14 protein-coding genes are annotated in these 14,766 nt (G+C 73.3%); 6 read left to right on the top strand and 8 right to left on the bottom strand.

Annotated features, from left to right (window positions below; genetic code table 11):
- Window position 1 precedes the first annotated feature (1 nt).
- Together ACWEVP_RS36500 and ACWEVP_RS36495 are read right to left on the bottom strand one after the other, a co-directional pair.
- Window positions 2–670 carry a response regulator transcription factor gene (locus ACWEVP_RS36500; protein WP_452067130.1) on the bottom strand — a complete coding sequence of 223 codons (669 nt, stop codon included), beginning with the start codon at window positions 668–670 and terminating at the stop codon, window positions 2–4.
- Window positions 671–677: 7 nt separating this feature from the next.
- Entirely contained in the window at window positions 678–1,994 is a 1,317-nt protein-coding gene (locus ACWEVP_RS36495; RefSeq protein WP_452067129.1) for an MFS transporter, read from the bottom strand.
- A 184-nt stretch (window positions 1,995–2,178) separates the two neighbouring features.
- On the opposite strand from ACWEVP_RS36495, the gene fabG reads away from it, so the two are divergent.
- Window positions 2,179–2,883 (top strand): 3-oxoacyl-ACP reductase FabG, encoded by a 705-nt coding sequence (gene fabG, locus ACWEVP_RS36490; protein ID WP_452067128.1) that lies wholly within the window; start codon window positions 2,179–2,181, stop codon window positions 2,881–2,883.
- A 35-nt stretch (window positions 2,884–2,918) separates the two neighbouring features.
- The gene (fabI, locus tag ACWEVP_RS36485) at window positions 2,919–3,686 is read left to right on the top strand and encodes an enoyl-ACP reductase FabI (RefSeq protein WP_086853898.1); all 768 of its coding nucleotides are present in this window, start codon (window positions 2,919–2,921) and stop codon (window positions 3,684–3,686) included.
- Window positions 3,687–3,689: 3 nt separating this feature from the next.
- Here the strand turns inward: fabI and ACWEVP_RS36480 are convergent, their stop codons facing one another.
- Window positions 3,690–4,850 carry a Cmx/CmrA family chloramphenicol efflux MFS transporter gene (locus tag ACWEVP_RS36480; RefSeq protein ID WP_452067127.1) on the bottom strand — a complete coding sequence of 387 codons (1,161 nt, stop codon included), beginning with the start codon at window positions 4,848–4,850 and terminating at the stop codon, window positions 3,690–3,692.
- Window positions 4,851–4,919: 69 nt separating this feature from the next.
- Window positions 4,920–5,501, bottom strand: a complete 582-nt coding sequence (locus ACWEVP_RS36475) for a TetR/AcrR family transcriptional regulator (protein ID WP_452067126.1) — start codon at window positions 5,499–5,501, stop codon at window positions 4,920–4,922.
- A gap of 86 nt (window positions 5,502–5,587) precedes the next feature.
- Here ACWEVP_RS36475 and ACWEVP_RS36470 point away from each other — a divergent pair, with 86 nt between their 5' ends.
- Window positions 5,588–6,631: a ferrochelatase gene (locus ACWEVP_RS36470; protein WP_452067125.1), complete on the top strand. Its 1,044-nt coding sequence runs from the start codon at window positions 5,588–5,590 to the stop codon at window positions 6,629–6,631.
- 64 nt (window positions 6,632–6,695) lie between these two features.
- Here the strand turns inward: ACWEVP_RS36470 and ACWEVP_RS36465 are convergent, their stop codons facing one another.
- A complete protein-coding gene (locus tag ACWEVP_RS36465; protein ID WP_452067124.1) occupies window positions 6,696–7,490 on the bottom strand; it encodes a hypothetical protein in 795 nt (264 codons plus the stop codon).
- A 100-nt stretch (window positions 7,491–7,590) separates the two neighbouring features.
- On the opposite strand from ACWEVP_RS36465, the gene ACWEVP_RS36460 reads away from it, so the two are divergent.
- Window positions 7,591–8,988 (top strand): ATP-binding protein, encoded by a 1,398-nt coding sequence (locus tag ACWEVP_RS36460; protein ID WP_452067123.1) that lies wholly within the window; start codon window positions 7,591–7,593, stop codon window positions 8,986–8,988.
- Entirely contained in the window at window positions 8,985–10,949 is a 1,965-nt protein-coding gene (locus ACWEVP_RS36455; protein ID WP_452067122.1) for a hypothetical protein, read from the top strand. The genes ACWEVP_RS36460 and ACWEVP_RS36455 overlap by 4 nt, the downstream gene beginning before the upstream one ends.
- Here ACWEVP_RS36455 and ACWEVP_RS36450 read toward each other — a convergent pair.
- From ACWEVP_RS36450 to ACWEVP_RS36440, 3 genes are read right to left on the bottom strand one after another with little or no spacing between them, the layout of a single operon-like run.
- Window positions 10,925–12,256, bottom strand: a complete 1,332-nt coding sequence (locus tag ACWEVP_RS36450) for a hypothetical protein (protein ID WP_452067121.1) — start codon at window positions 12,254–12,256, stop codon at window positions 10,925–10,927. The genes ACWEVP_RS36455 and ACWEVP_RS36450 overlap by 25 nt on opposite strands.
- A gap of 57 nt (window positions 12,257–12,313) precedes the next feature.
- Complete coding sequence (locus ACWEVP_RS36445; RefSeq protein ID WP_452067120.1) at window positions 12,314–12,652, bottom strand: hypothetical protein; 339 nt, start codon at window positions 12,650–12,652, stop codon at window positions 12,314–12,316.
- Entirely contained in the window at window positions 12,649–13,926 is a 1,278-nt protein-coding gene (locus ACWEVP_RS36440; protein WP_452067119.1) for an amidohydrolase family protein, read from the bottom strand. Before ACWEVP_RS36440 ends, ACWEVP_RS36445 begins: the two co-directional genes overlap by 4 nt.
- Before the next feature lie 54 nt (window positions 13,927–13,980).
- On the opposite strand from ACWEVP_RS36440, the gene ACWEVP_RS36435 reads away from it, so the two are divergent.
- Window positions 13,981–14,757, top strand: coding sequence for a MerR family transcriptional regulator (locus ACWEVP_RS36435; protein ID WP_452067118.1), 777 nt, complete (start codon window positions 13,981–13,983; stop codon window positions 14,755–14,757).
- The last annotated feature ends 9 nt before the right edge of the window (window positions 14,758–14,766 follow it).

Here is a 14,766-nt window from a genome sequence, read left to right as displayed (position 1 = left end):
GTCAGTCCCGGCCGAGCCGGTAGCCGAAGCCGCGGATGGTGGTGAGCAGGCCCGGCCGGTCCAGCTTCGCGCGCAGCCCGGTCAGGTGGACGTCGAGCGAGCGCGAGACCGCGAGGTAGGCGTCGCCCCACACCTCGTCCATCAGCTGCTGGCGGCTGACCGCGGTGCCCGGGCGGGCGGCCAGCACGGCCAGGATCTCGAACTCCTTCGTGGTGAGCCCGACGTCGTTCCCGGCGACGAGCACCCGGCGGGCGCCGAGGTCGATCTCGACGTCTTCGACGCGCACGACGTCACCGGCCGGGGCGTCGCGAGCCACCGCGCGGCGCACGACGGCGTCCATCCGGGCCAGCAGCTCGGCCAGCCGCACCGGCTTGGTGAGGTAGTCGTCCGCGCCCAGGCGCAGGCCCCTGACCACCGAGCGTTCGTCGCCGCGGGCGGTCAGGACGATGACCGGCACCGGGGACACCGCGCGGATCTTCCGCAGCACGTCCAGCCCGTCGAGGTCGGGCAGGCCGAGGTCCAGCAGGACGAGGTCGGCGTCGCGGTGGCGGTGCAGCGCGTCGGCCCCGCGGCCGACGCTGGTGACGGGATGACCGCGCGCGTGCAGCGACTCCGCCAGCGCGCCCGCGACCCCCGCGTCGTCTTCGACGAGGAGCACGCGCACGGTCATCCCCTTCTCAGCGCTCTTCCAGCTCGGAGGTCTTCGAGGTTTCCCGCATTGTGCCGTAGACGATCAGGGAAACCAGGACGCAGCCCGCGACGTACCAGAAGAAGACCGACTCGTGCCCGGCGCTCTTGAGCGCCTGTGCGATGAGCTCCGCGGTGCCGCCGAAGATCGCGACGGTGAGCGCGTACGGCAGGCCGACGCCGATCGCGCGGATCTTCGTCGGGAACAGCTCGGCCTTCACGATCGCGTTGATCGAGGTGTAGCCCGCGACGACGACGAGCCCGGCCAGGACGAGGAAGAACGCGCCGACCGGGTTCCGGGTCGAGCCCATCACGGTCATGATCGGGACGGTGAGCAGCGTGCCCGCGATGCCGAAGAACAGCAGCAGCGGGCGCCGGCCGATCCGGTCGGACAGCCTGCCCGCCAGCGGCTGCAGGATCGCGGCCAGCAGGATCGCCGAGAACAGGATGATGGTGACCGTGCGCCGCGGGATGTGGGCGGTGTTCTCGAGGAACTTCTGGCTGTAGGTGGCGAAGGTGTAGAACGCCACCGTGCCGCCGAGGGTCAGGCCGACGACGAGCGCGATCTCCTTGGGGTACTTGGCGAGTGCGCGCAGCGTGCCGCGTTCGCCGGTCGTCTTGCTCTCGTCCGCTTCGCGGGTGTAGCTCTCGGACTCGTCCATGCCGCGGCGCAGCCACATGACGCTGAGCGCGGCCACCGTGCCGACGCCGAAGGCGATCCGCCAGCCCCACGACGTCAGCTGCTGTTCGGTGAGCAGGCCCTGGAGGATCAGCTGGAGGCCCAGGGCCAGCAGCTGGCCACCGTAGAGCGTGACGTACTGGAAGCTCGAGTAGAAGCCGCGTTTGCCGGGAGTGGCCACTTCGGACAGGTAGGTCGCCGAGGTGGAGTACTCGCCGCCGACGGACAGCCCCTGGATCAGCCGGGCGACCAGCAGCAGGATCGGCGCCGCGAGCCCGATCGTGTGATAGCTCGGCGTCACGGCGATGAGCAGGGAGCCGCCCGCCATCAGCGTGACCGAAAGCACCAGCGCGCTCCGGCGGCCGAAGCGGTCGGCGAACCGGCCCAGCATCCAGCCGCCGAGCGGGCGCATGAGGAACCCGACCGCGAACACGGCCGCGGTGCCGAGGAACGCGGCCGTGGTGTCGGTGGTGGGGAAGAAGGACTTGGCGAAGTACGTGGTGAACGCGGCGTAGGCGTACCAGTCGTACCACTCGACCAGGTTGCCGATGGAGCCGCGCAGCACGTTGCCGATCACGCGCTTTTCGCTCGCGGTCCCCGTGGTCGTGGGGCTGATCCGGGTTGTCATCGTCGACCTCCTGTGTTGCGACTCACGGTGACCAACCAGCGGGTAACCAGCAAGGTCGGGAGGCAGTTCCTAACACCCGCTTAGGGCGGTCGCGGGCACCGCCGGGCGCGGGTGCGCGGCGTCGCGGAGCTGCCGATAACCTCGTGCCCGGCATCAGCGCACGTCGACGAAGAGGGAGAACACCGTGGGACGGTCGGTTCTGGTCACCGGGGGCAACCGGGGCATCGGTCTGGCGATCGCCCGGGACCTGGCGGAGCAGGGTCACCGGGTCGCCGTCACGCACCGTGGCTCGGGCGCGCCGGAGGGCCTGTTCGGGGTCCAGGCGGACGTCACCGACACCGAGCAGGTCGACGCGGCCTTCAAGCTCGTCGAAGAACACCAGGGTCCGGTCGAGGTGCTGGTGTCCAACGCGGGGCTGACCGACGACACGCTGCTGATGCGGATGAGCGACGAGCAGTTCGAACGTGTCATCAACGCGAACCTGACCGGTGCCTTCCGCGTCGCGAAGCGGGCCTCCCGCGGCATGCTGCGCGGCAAGTGGGGCCGGTTCGTCTTCATCTCCTCGGTGGTCGGCCTCTCGGGTTCGGCGGGCCAGGCCAACTACGCGGCGTCGAAGGCGGGCCTGGTCGGCTTCTCGCGGTCGCTGGCGCGCGAGCTGGGCTCCCGCAACATCACCTCGAACGTCATCGCCCCGGGCTTCGTGCACACCGACATGACCGACGAGCTGCCCGAGGCGCGCAAGAAGGAGATCCTCGCGCAGGTGCCCTCCGGCCGGTACGCCGAGCCGTCGGAGATCGCCGCCGCGGTGCGCTACCTGGCCTCCGAGGAAGCCGGCTACGTCAACGGCGCGGTGCTGCCCGTCGACGGCGGCCTCGGCCTCGGCCACTGATCTTTCCGTATCCACAACCACGACTTGGAGGACAAGTGCCCGGACTGCTCGAAGGCAAGCGCCTGCTGATCACCGGCATCATCACCGACGCTTCGCTCGCCTTCCACGCGGCCAAGATCGCGCAGCAGGAGGGTGCGAAGGTGGTGCTGACCGGCTTCGGCCGCATGTCGCTGGTCGAGCGCATCGCGAAGCGGCTGCCCGAAGAGGCGCCGGTGATCGAGCTGGACGTCACCAACCAGGAGCACCTCGACGGCCTCGCCGACAAGGTCCGCGAACACGTCGACGGCCTCGACGGCGTGCTGCACTCGATCGGCTTCGCCCCGCAGACCTGCCTCGGCGCGCCGTTCCTGGACGCGCCGGCCGAGGACGTCAAGACCGCGATCGAGATTTCGACGTACTCGTACATGTCGCTGGCGAAGGCCTGCCTGCCCCTGATGGGCCGCGGCGCTTCGTACGTCGGCATGGACTTCGACGCGCGGGTCGCGTGGCCGGTCTACAACTGGATGGGCGTCGCGAAGGCCGGGCTCGAATCGGTCAACCGGTACCTGGCCAAGGAGCTGGGGCCGCAGGGCATCCGCGTCAACCTGGTCAGCGCGGGCCCGATGAAGACGATGGCCGCGAAGTCCATCCCGGGCTTCGTCGACCTGGAGGACGGCTGGGGCGAGCGCGCGCCGCTCGGCTGGGACAGCACGGACCCGGACCCGGTGGCGAAGAGCGTCTGCGCGGTCCTGTCGGACTGGCTCCCCGCCACCACCGGCTCGATGATCATGGTCGACGGCGGGGTCCACTTCCTCGGCGTCTGAGCCTCACGCGGCCACGAGCTCACGGTCGTCGCTCCGCTGGACGGCGGCGGCGACCGTGAGCACGGCCAGGGTCGCCGCGCCGAGCAGCATGCCGGTCCAGGCGACACTCGGGAAGCCGAGGCCGGCGTCGATCGCGACACCGCCCAGCCACGGGCCGGCCGTGTTGCCGACGTTGAACGCCGACGTGGTGCTGGCGCCGACGAGCGTCGGCGCGTCGCCGGCGGCCTGGAACGCGCGGAGGTTCAGCGCCGGGTTGGCGCCGAACGCGGCCACGCCGAAGACGAGCACCGCCGCGACGGCGACGAGCGCGTCGGTGGTGAGGGCGAGCACGAGCAACGCGGCCAGCGCGAGGGCGAGGCAGCCGTAGAGCGTCGCGAACGGGCGCCGGTCGGCCAGCCGGCCGCCCGCGCTGATCCCGATCAGCGCGCCGACGCCGAACAGCGCCAGGACCCCCGGCACCCACTCCGCGGGCAGGCCGTCGGTTTCGGTCAGCAGCGGCGCGAGGTAGCTGAACGCGGCGAAGATCATGGCCTGGCACAAGGCGATCACGCCGAGCGCGAGCCAGACCCGGCCCCGGCGGTACAGCCGCAGTTCGCCGCGGACGCTCAGCGGCCCGCCGGTCGTCTCCGGCACCAGCAGCGCCACGCCGGCCACGGCCACGAGCGTCACCGCGAAGACCGCCCAGAACGCCGTCCGCCAGCCCGCGTGCTGGCCGAGGAACGTGCCGGCGGGTACCCCGGCGATGTTCGCGACGGTCAGCCCGCCGACCAGCACCGCCATCCCGCGCCCGCGCCGGTCGACGGGCACGAGCGCGATCGTCGTCGCCAGCGCGACGGCCCAGAACCCGGCACAGGCGAGTGCTGCGACCACCCGCGTCGCGAACAGGAGGGCATAACCCTCGGCGAGCGCGCCGACGACGTGCGCGACGGCGAACACGGCGAGCAGGGCCAGCAGCGTCCGGCGGCGGGGGAGCCGGAGGGTGCCGATCGCCAGCAGCGGAGCGCCGACGACCATGCCGATCGCGAACGCCGAGATCAGCAGCCCGGCGTCGGGGATGCTCACGTGCAGGTCGGCGGCCATGCCGGGGAGCAGGCCGGTGATCATGAACTCGGAGGTGCCCAGCGCGAACACGCTGAGCCCGAGGACGAAGACGGCCAGGGGCATGAGGGTTCCTCCCGGTTGTGTATCGGTCAGTACAAAATCACGGCACGCTGAAGCCGGGGCGTGCCGGGCTCAGCGTGTGATGGACGACAGCGCGAGGTCCGCGACGGCGTGCATGCTTTCGCGGCTCGTGCCCCGGCGGGCCATCACGCGCAGGCCCGAGGTGGTGCTGAGCAGGAATTCCGCCACGTCGGCGGGGTCGAGGCCGTCCCGGAGGCTGCCGTCGAGCACGCCTTCCCGGACGCACTCGGCGAACATGGCCAGGTTCCGGTCGGTGTCGTCCCGCAGTGCCGCGCCCACTTCGTCGTCGGGCAGGCCGAGTTCGGCCAGGGTGTTCACCACCAGGCAGCCGCGCCGGCGGTCTTCGAGGTCGTCCTCGACGGCCTGGTCGAGGACCGCGGCGAGCCGCTCGGCGGCGGTGCCGGGGCCGTCGAGAATGGCCTGCCGCTTGCCCAGCTGGGTGCTGGTGTAGTGCGTGAGCGACCGCCGGAAGAGAGCCCGCTTGCTGGTGAAGGTGTTGTAGACGCTGCTGCGCCCGAGCCCGGTGGCTTCGCACAAGTCCTGTGTGGACGTCGCTTCGTAGCCGCGTTCCCAGAAAGCGTGCATCGCCTTCTCGACGGCTGCGGTTTCGTCGAACTCCCGTGGCCTGGCCATGAGAGGACGGTAGCACAGTTTTGGACTGCTCGATACACAACGGGCCCGGGTCAGCGTGCGGGCCGCCACATCGGCAAGATGACGGGGTGGGATACGACGCGTTGCTGTGGCTTTCGTTCGGTGGTCCGGAAGGGCCTGACGACGTCATGCCGTTCCTCGAGAACGTCACCAGGGGCCGGGGTGTGCCGCGCGAGCGGCTGCTCGAAGTCGCCGAGCACTACCAGCACTTCGGCGGGGTGTCGCCGATCAACCGGCTCAACCGCGACGCGATGGCGGCGGTGGAGAAGCAGCTCGCGGCGGCCGGCGTCGACCTGCCGGTGCACTTCGGCAACCGCAACTGGCACCCGATGGTCGAGGACACCCTGGCTTCGCTGGCATCGTCGGGTGCTTCGCGGGTCCTGGTGTTCCCCACGAGCGCGTACGGCGGGTACTCGGCGTGCCGCCAGTACGACGAAGACATCGAGCGCGCCCGCGCCGCGGTCGGTCCCGGGGCCCCCGAACTGGTGAAGATCCGGCAGTTCTTCGACCACCCGCTGTTCGTGTCGGCGGTGGCGGACGGCGTCCGCGAGGCGCACGCGTCACTGGGCGACGAGCCGGGGATCCGCACGGTGTTCACGGCGCACTCGGTCCCGTCGAGCGCGGACCGGGCGTCGGGGCCACCGTCCGAGGGCGGTCACCGCTACTCGCGCCAGATCGCGGAGGCGGCGCGCCTGGTGGCGGCCGAGGCGGGGATCGCCGAGTACGACGTCGTGTGGCAGTCGCGGTCGGGGCCGCCGCAGGTGCCGTGGCTGGAGCCGGACATCGTCGACCACCTCGACGCGCTCCACGAGTCCGGCGTCCCCGGCGTGGTCGTCTCGCCGATCGGGTTCGTGTCGGACCACCTCGAGGTGATCTGGGACCTGGACAACGAGGCGGCGGAGCGCGCGGCTTCCCACGGGATGAAGTTCGCGAGGGCGGCCACGGCGGGCTCGGACCCGCGGTTCGCGGAGCTGGTGGTCGAGCTGGTGCGAGAGCACACGCACGGGGTGGAGCCGCGGAAGCTGTCGTCGTTCCCGGTGGCGGGGTGCACGGTCAACGGTGCGCCGTGCGCGATCGGCTGCTGCGAACCGGCGAAGCGCCCGGCGCGTTAGCGAGCGCCCCAAGGCGGCCTTGGTTGCGTCCGGCGCACCGAAGGCCGCACTGGGGCGCTGGGGCTCAGCCCTCGCGGGCCGTGGACTCCGCGAACACCCGCACCGCCTCGTTGACCGCCGCGCGGCGAGCCGTCCGTACCGCGTCCGACAACGGCCGCAGCGCCTGGGCCCGCAGCGTCGATGCCGAGGCCGAAATCGCGCCGCCCGGGTCGTCCGAGGACGCGATCGCCAGGATCGCCGCGATCTCCTCCGCCCGCTGCAACACCCGCAGTGCCCGCCCGGGCGTCCCGGCCGGCCAGTCCACGTCCGGCCGGGAACGCAGGTGAGCCGACAGCTCCGCCCGCACCCCCGGCCGGTCCGAAGCCACATCCAGCGCCTGCAGCGCGCCGGCGCTGGCCCGGATCGCGTCCGTCAGCCCGTGCTCGGCTTCGGCCAGCCCGATGTACTCCGGCGGCGTCGGCGAAAGCGAGAACACCGTCCACCGGACGAGCCCCTCGGCGATCGGCTCCGGCACCAGCCCGAAACCGAGCTCCGGCAGCACCACGGCGTCGCCCGCGCGCAGCGCCGCCTCCGTGAACGGGCCGCCGCCGCCCAGCCCGCGGACGTCGCCCGGGACCGGGAGGACCAGCTGCATGCTTTTCGCTCCCTGCGAACGCAACGCCATCAGGAGCTGGACCGGGGTGGCCGCGCGGTTGAACGCCAGCGGCAGCGCGAACGCCTCCGCCGCGTCGGCGTCGGCGGCGACCACGTCGTGGGCCTCACCCCACGCGAGCAGGGCGTCGAGCACATCGTCGGACGCGGCGGCTCCGTTGAGCCACGCGGAGGACCAGACGGCGAAAGTCGCACTGGGACGGCACACGACGCCCTATTTTACCGGCCCGTCGCACACGACAGCAGCGCGCCCACGCTGGAGTCGCTCCACGTCGACGCACCGGCGATCCGGCAGTAGCGTCGAACGGGTGAACGCAGTTCCAGACGCTCTTCCCCGGACCGCCGGGGCCCTGCGCGCGGCCGGGTACGAGCCGCGCCCGATCGCCCAAGAGATCCACGACAACCTGCTGACCGCCCTCAAGAACGGCGAGGACGCCTGGCCCGGCATCGTCGGGTTCTCCCGCACCGTGCTGCCGCAGCTGGAACGCGCGCTGCTGGCCGGCCACGACGTCGTCCTGCTCGGCGAACGCGGCCAGGGCAAGACCCGGCTGCTGCGCACCCTGGCCGGCCTGCTCGACGAGTGGACGCCGGTCATCGAAGGCTCCGAGCTGGGCGAACACCCGCTGCAGCCGATCACGCCCGCGTCCATCCGCCGCGCCGCGGAGCTCGGCGACGACCTGCCCGTGGCCTGGCGCCACCGCTCCGAGCGCTACACCGAGAAGCTCGCCACGCCCGACACCTCCGTCGGCGACCTGATCGGCGACGTCGACCCGGTGAAGGTCGCCGAAGGCCGCAGCCTCGGCGACCCCGAGACCATCCACTTCGGCCTCGTCCCGCGCGCCCACCGCGGCATCGTCGCCATCAACGAGCTGCCCGACCTCGCCGAGCGCATCCAGGTCGCGCTGCTCAACGTCATGGAGGAGCGCGACATCCAGGTCCGCGGCTACACGCTGCGGCTGCCCCTGGACGTCCTGCTCGTCGCGACCGCCAACCCCGAGGACTACACCAACCGCGGCCGGATCATCACCCCGCTGAAGGACCGCTTCGGCGCCGAGATCCGCACGCACTACCCCCTGGACGTCGAGGCCGAGGTCGCCGTCGTCAAGCAGGAGGCCAACCTCGTCGCCGAGGTCGGCGAGCCGCTCCTGGAAGTCCTCGCCCGGTTCGTCCGGAACCTCCGCGAGTCCACCGTCATCGACCAGCGCTCCGGCGTGTCGGCCCGGTTCGCCGTCGCCGCGGCGGAGACCGTGGCGGCCGCGGCCCTGCGGCGCGCGGCCTTGACCGGGGAGGACCCGGCGGTGGCGCGGCCGGTCGACCTCGACGCCGTCCCGTCCGTGCTGCGGGGCAAGATCGAGTTCGAACCCGGCGAAGAGGGCCGCGAGATCGAGCACCTCGTGCACTTGATGCGCCGCGCGATCGCCGAGACGGCCCGTGGCCGCTTCGCCGGGCTGGACCTGCGCCCGCTCGCCGACGCGGTCGAGGAAGGCCACCTGGTCGCCACCGGCGAGCGGGTCCCGGCCAAGGACGTCCTCGCGGCGCTGCCGGAGCTCCCGGTGCTGCACGAGGTCGCCCAGCGCGCCGGCGTGTCCGCCGACGAGCCCGCCGGCCGGATCGCGGCCGCCGTCGAACTCGCCCTCGAATCGCTGTTCCTGGCCCGCCGGCTGGCCAAGGACTCCGACGACACGACGACCGTCTACGGCCGATGACCGCGGTCCCGCTTCCCGACGGCTACTCCTACGGCCCGTGGCACGACGGGCCGGACCCGCTCGCGCCCCCGGCCGACCTGCGCGACGCGCTCGACGAGATCGGCCGCGAGGTCATGGCCGGGTCGTCGCCGCGGTCCGCGCTGGAAGAGCTGCTCCGGCGCGGCACCGAGCGCACGTCGGGCCTGGACGAGCTCACCCGGCGCCTGTGGCAGCGCCGGTCGCAGATCCAGCGCCGCAACAACCTGAACGGCACCCTGCAGGAGGTCCAGCGCCTGCTGCAGGAGGCCCTCGACGCCGAACGCCGGGAGCTGTTCCCGGACCCGGACGACGAGGCGCGGTTCCGCGAGGCCCAGCTCGACGCGCTGCCGTCCGGGACGGCCGCGGCGGTCAACGAGCTGGCGAACTACGACTGGCGGTCGGAACAGGGCCGCGAGAACTACCAGCAGATCCGCGACCTGCTCGGCCAGGAGCTGATGGAGTCGCGGTTCCAGGGCATGAAGCAGGCGCTGCAGAACGCCGGTCCCGAGGACGTCGAGCGGATCAACGAGATGCTCTCCGACCTCAACGACCTCCTGGCCGCGCACGCCCAGGGCGCCGAAGACATCCAGGAGCGCTTCGAGGACTTCATGTCCAAGCACGGCGAGTTCTTCCCGGAGAACCCGCGCAACGTCGAAGAGCTGATCGACGCGCTCGCCGAGCGGTCCGCCGCGGCCCAGCGGATGCTCAACTCGATGTCGGCCGAGCAGCGCGCGGAACTCGCCGAGCTGACCCAGCAGGCGTTCGGCGACCCGCGGCTGGCGCAGCAGCTGTCCCAGTTGGACAGTCAGCTGCGGGCCGCGCGGCCGGGTGAAGACTGGACCGGCGCGGAACGTTTCCGCGGCAAGAACCCGCTCGGCATGGGCGAAGGCGCGCAGGCGATGGCGGACCTCGCCGAGCTGGACGCGCTGGCCGAGCAGCTGAGCCAGTCCTACCCGGGCGCGAGCCTGGAGGACATCGACCTGGAGGCGCTCGAGCGCCAGCTCGGCAAGGACGCCGGCGTCGACGCGCGGCGACTGTCCGAACTGGAGCGCGAGCTGCGCCGCCAGGGCCTGTTCGAACGGGCCGCCGACGGGACGCTCCGGTTGTCGCCCAAGGCGCTGCGGCGCCTCGGCGAGACGGCGCTGGCCGACATCGTGAACGCGCTGCGCGGCAAGACCGGCGACCGCGAGACGGAGTCGGCGGGCGCGGCGGGCGAGCCCACCGGGGCGTCGCGGCCGTGGCGGTTCGGGGACATGCAGCCCTGGGACGTGCCGCGGACCATCCGCAACGCCGTGCTGCGGTCGGTGTCGGTGGGGGAGCGCTCGGTGCGGCTGGACGTCGAGGACGTCGAAGTGGTCGAGACCGAACACCGCTCCCGGGCGGCGGTCGCGCTCCTGGTCGACACGTCGTGGTCGATGGTGCAGGAAGGCCGCTGGCTGCCGATGAAGCGCACCGCGCTCGCGCTGCACCAGCTGATCAGCACGCGGTTCCGCAACGACGCGCTGCAGCTGATCAGCTTCGGCCGCTACGCCCAGTCGGTCGAGCTGCCCGAACTGGTCGGGCTGGAGGGTGCGTGGGAGCAGGGCACCAACGCCCACCACGGGCTGCGGCTCGCCGGGCAGCACCTGCGCCGGCACCCCGACGCCCAGCCGGTGGTCCTGATGGTCACCGACGGCGAGCCGACCGCGCACCTGGAACCGGACGGCGAAGCGGTCTTCGACTACCCGCCCCAGCCGCGCACCCTCCACAAGACACTGTCCGAAGTGGACCGGCTGGCCAAGCTGGGCGCGTCGGTGACGGTGTTCCGCCTCGGCGACGACCCGCGCCTGACGGCGTTCGTCGACGTCATCGCGCGTCGTTCGGGCGGCCGGGTGGTCGCGCCGGACCTCGACGGGCTCGGCGCCGCGGTGGTCGGCGACTACCTGCGCACCCGGCGGCGCTGAGGGGGTGACACCGCGCTCGCCGCCCGGTCCAGCGACCGGGCGGCGAGCGCGGTGTCGTCGTGCCCGGCGGGCAGGTAGGCCTCGTGGTCGGCGAGGACCTCACGGCCGAGCGTGCGAGCTTGCGGGAACGCGCTTTCGGCCACCAGGAGGTCGACCGACCGGCGCCGCAGCCGCAGGAGCCGGCCGAGCCGCGGGCCGGCGGCCACCGAGGGCAGCGCCCGGAAGTGCCGCCACAGCGCGGCGGCGTGGTCGGCCAGATCGGCGGTGTTCTCGGTGTCCAGCACGGCGAACGCCCGGTCCAGCGCCTCGGCCAGGCGGTCCTGCGCGTGCAGCCGGCCCAGCACCGCGCGCCGGGTCAAGCGGTGCATCGTCACGACTTCGCCGCGGACGTCGAACTCCGCGAGCGCCGCGTTCTCGAGCCCGGTGAGCGCGGCGTCGACCGCCACCGGGTCCGGCCCGGCCCGGTGCAGCAACGTCCGCCGCACGCCCCGCGGCGCAAGCACCGCAAGGAGCTCGGCGACCACCCGGGCCCGGCCGTTCCGCGTGGCCACGGTGCGCAGGGCCGCGAGCGCGGTGTCCTCGACCCGGGGCGAATGGTCCTCACCGGGTTCCCGCTCCAGCAAGGGGGTGCCCGGCAGCCGGTCGAGGTACTCCGTGGCGCCCGAAGCGCGGATCACTCCACCGGCCTGGGCGAGCGCCAGCGGCAGGTAGCCGAGCTCCCGGGCGACGTCGGCGGCGTCCCGGCCGGACCGCGCGCGGAGGAACCCGGTGGCGGCGGCCGGGGCGAAGCCGGTCACCGCCACGGTCGTGCCGAGGATCTCGAAGTCCGGCACGGTGGTCGTCACCAGGACCCGGGCCCGGGCGGGCAGCCACCGGGTGAGCGCGTCCGGGTCGGTGGGGCCGTCGAAGACCACGATGGCGCCGTCGCGCCCGTCGAGCCACGCCAGACCCGCGTCGGGGCCGGCCAAGCCCTGGTGTCGGGCCAGGTCCGCGTAGGCGCGGGCGGCGGCGGCCGGGTCGGCGGCGGCCACCCAGAGCACCGGCGAGCGGGCTTCGCGGACGTAGGCGGCGGCGAGGTGCGTCTTGCCCGTCCCGCCGCCGCCCAGCAGCACGCAGGACCGCCCCGTGCGGAACGCCTCGCCGATCTTCGCCAGGAGGTCGTCCCGGCGCACCGCGGCCAGGGGTTCGCGCGGAACCGGGCCGAACACCGGCCGGGGCCGGGCGCGGCGCGGCCGCAGCAGCAGGGCGGCCGCCGTGACCAGTGCGATCACCGCGATCGCACCGCCCACGACGATCATGGTGCCCATCGGGTCAGGCTAACCGCGCGCGCCGCGGGAAACCCGCTGCGGAAGAGTGACGCCCGGTCAGGGAAGGTGTCGCCGGACCGGCACCGCGCGCGGGTCGATCCACCGACCGTGCGCGGGCTGCTCCAGCAGCGGGTCGGCCCACCGGACGCGCACGCGGTCCGGGTACGCCTCCTGGATCCGGGCCTCGATCCAGCGGCCCGGTTCCGCCTCGACCCACCACGGGTCGCCGAGGCACGAGAGGCCGTCGCGGCGGACGACGTCTTCGGCTTCCGCCCGGCCGGCCGGCTCGCCCAGCGCCGCGTGGAACAGCGTCAACGGCTCCCACCGCGAGCCGGCGGGCCGGAGGTGGCCGAGCAGCTCGCCGTCCTCGTCGCGCCGGACTTCGACGGTGGTCATCGCCCGGCTCGCAACGCCGGCAGCAGCTCTCGGACGGCCGCGACGACCTTGTCCGTCTGGGTCCGCAAGGCGGCCAAGCCGTCCCGCTCGTCGGCCGAGCCGGCGTAGCCGCCGAGGTCGGCGCGGATCCCTTCCTTCCAGACGGCCGCCAGGTGCTGCGTCCGCGTGATGTCCCGGTCGGGGTGCCCGTTCACCAGCACGACGTCGGCGCGCAGCCCGGGGCGGAGCCGGCCCCGGTCGGTCAGGCCGAACACCTCGGCGGGACGCGCGGTGGCCGCGGCGAGCGCGTCGGCCGGCGGCAGGCCCGCGGCGACCAGGTGCTCCAGCTCGCGGTGCAGGCTCGCGCCGTGGACGGTGCCCGGGTTGGGCGCGTCGGTGCCGGCCAGCAGCGGTACACCGGCCTCGTGCAGCAGCCTCGCGTTGTCCCGCGCCACCGCGAAGTCCGGGAGCCGCGGCGGCAGCCAGCGCTGCCCTTGCCGTTCCAGGACCGCGCGCCAGGCCGGTCCTAAGCGCTCCGCCACGGCCGCGGTGAGCAGGGGCATCGTGCCGTCGCGCGGGAAGCCGTCGGCGATCGACAACGTCGTGACGACCGCGACGCCCGCGCGGGCGAGTGCTTCGGCCTGGTCCGCGGTCAAGGCGTCGAACGGCACGTGCGCGAGCACGTCGACGCCGGTGGAGACCAGGTCGACGGCCGCGCGGGCGGTCGAGACGTGCACCGCGACGAGGAGCCCGGCCCGGTGCGCGGCCTCGGTCAGGGCGGCGACCGTCGGCACGTCCAGTGACGGCATCGGCACCGGGCCGCCGGTCCCGTCGTCGTAGAGCACCTTGAGGTGGGTGGCCCCTTCGGCGACGCGGTCGGCGACGAACCGCTCGGCGTCCGCCGGGCCGGTCACGTACGGGAAGGGCGCGTACATCATGCTCGGGTGCCCGCCGGGTGCCGTCGCCCCGACGCTCGAAGAGCGCACGTCGGCGCAGTCCGGCCCGGCGGCGCGGGCCAGGGCGTCGCGGACGGTGTCCGGCTTGCTGAACATGTCGAGCACGGTCGTGACGCCGAAGGTCAGGGCCTGCCGGAGCGCACCGGGCAGGAGGTGGACGTGCGCGTCGACGAGCCCCGGCAGCAGCGTGCCGCCCCGGGCGTCGACGTGCTGGTCGCCGGGCCGCAGCAGCGTGTCGTCGCCGACGGCTTCGACGCGGCCGCCGTCGAGCCGCACGGCGGTGTGCTCGGTGAGGCGCTCGCCGTCGAAGACGCGGGCGCCGGTGATGGTCGTGGTCACGGCACCGACGGTAAAAGTTGACACCGTGTGAAGGTCAACTCCTAAGCTGACGGGGTGCGGTACTCGATCAGCCAGGTGGCCAAGGCGTCCGGGGTGTCGGCCCGGATGCTGCGCCACTACGACGCGATCGGCCTGCTCACGCCGGCTTCGGTGGGCGCCAACGGCTACCGCTGGTACGGCCGCGGCGAACTGCTGCGGCTGCAGCGCGTCCTGCTCCTGCGGCGGCTCGGGCTCGGCCTGGCCGAGATCGGCGCCGTGCTGGGGGAGCAGGCCGGCGAGGCGGCCGCGCTGCGCGGGCACCTGGCGCAGCTGGAGGAAGAACGGCGTCGCCTGGACCGCGTGATCGCCACCGTCGAGGAGACGGTCGCCGACCTCGACGCCGCCCGGATCGACGACCCCGGCCGGTTCTTCGCGGGGCTGCGCGAGGACGGCGCCGAAATGCGGCAGGCCTACCGCGCGACGTTCGGCGAAGGCGCCGCGAAGGCCTTCGACGTCGCGGAAGCGGCCCAAGACGGGCTGACGGCCGCGGACTACGAGCACGCCGCCGCCCAGGGCGCGGCCCTGTTCCGCCGCTTGGCGGGTGTCATGCGCTCCGGTGCCGCGCCCGGCGACCCGGCCGCGCTGGACGCCGTCGCCGAGCACTACACGTCCGTCAGCCACTACTGGCAACCGACCGCGGAAGCCTATGCGGCGATGGGCGGGCTGTACGAGCGCGACCCCCGGCAGCGGGAGCTGGCCGCGCGCGCCGATCCGGGGCTCCCGGCGTGGCTCGCGCGGGCCATCGAGGCCTACGCCCGCGAGAGACTCGTCTCACCGGTCGGGAAGCGCTGACGAGCGAAC

The sequence above is a fragment of the Amycolatopsis sp. NPDC003865 genome, from assembly GCF_053605345.1.
The sequence above is the reverse complement of the archived record's forward strand: the minus strand, read 5'-3'. Positions and strand labels throughout refer to the sequence as shown.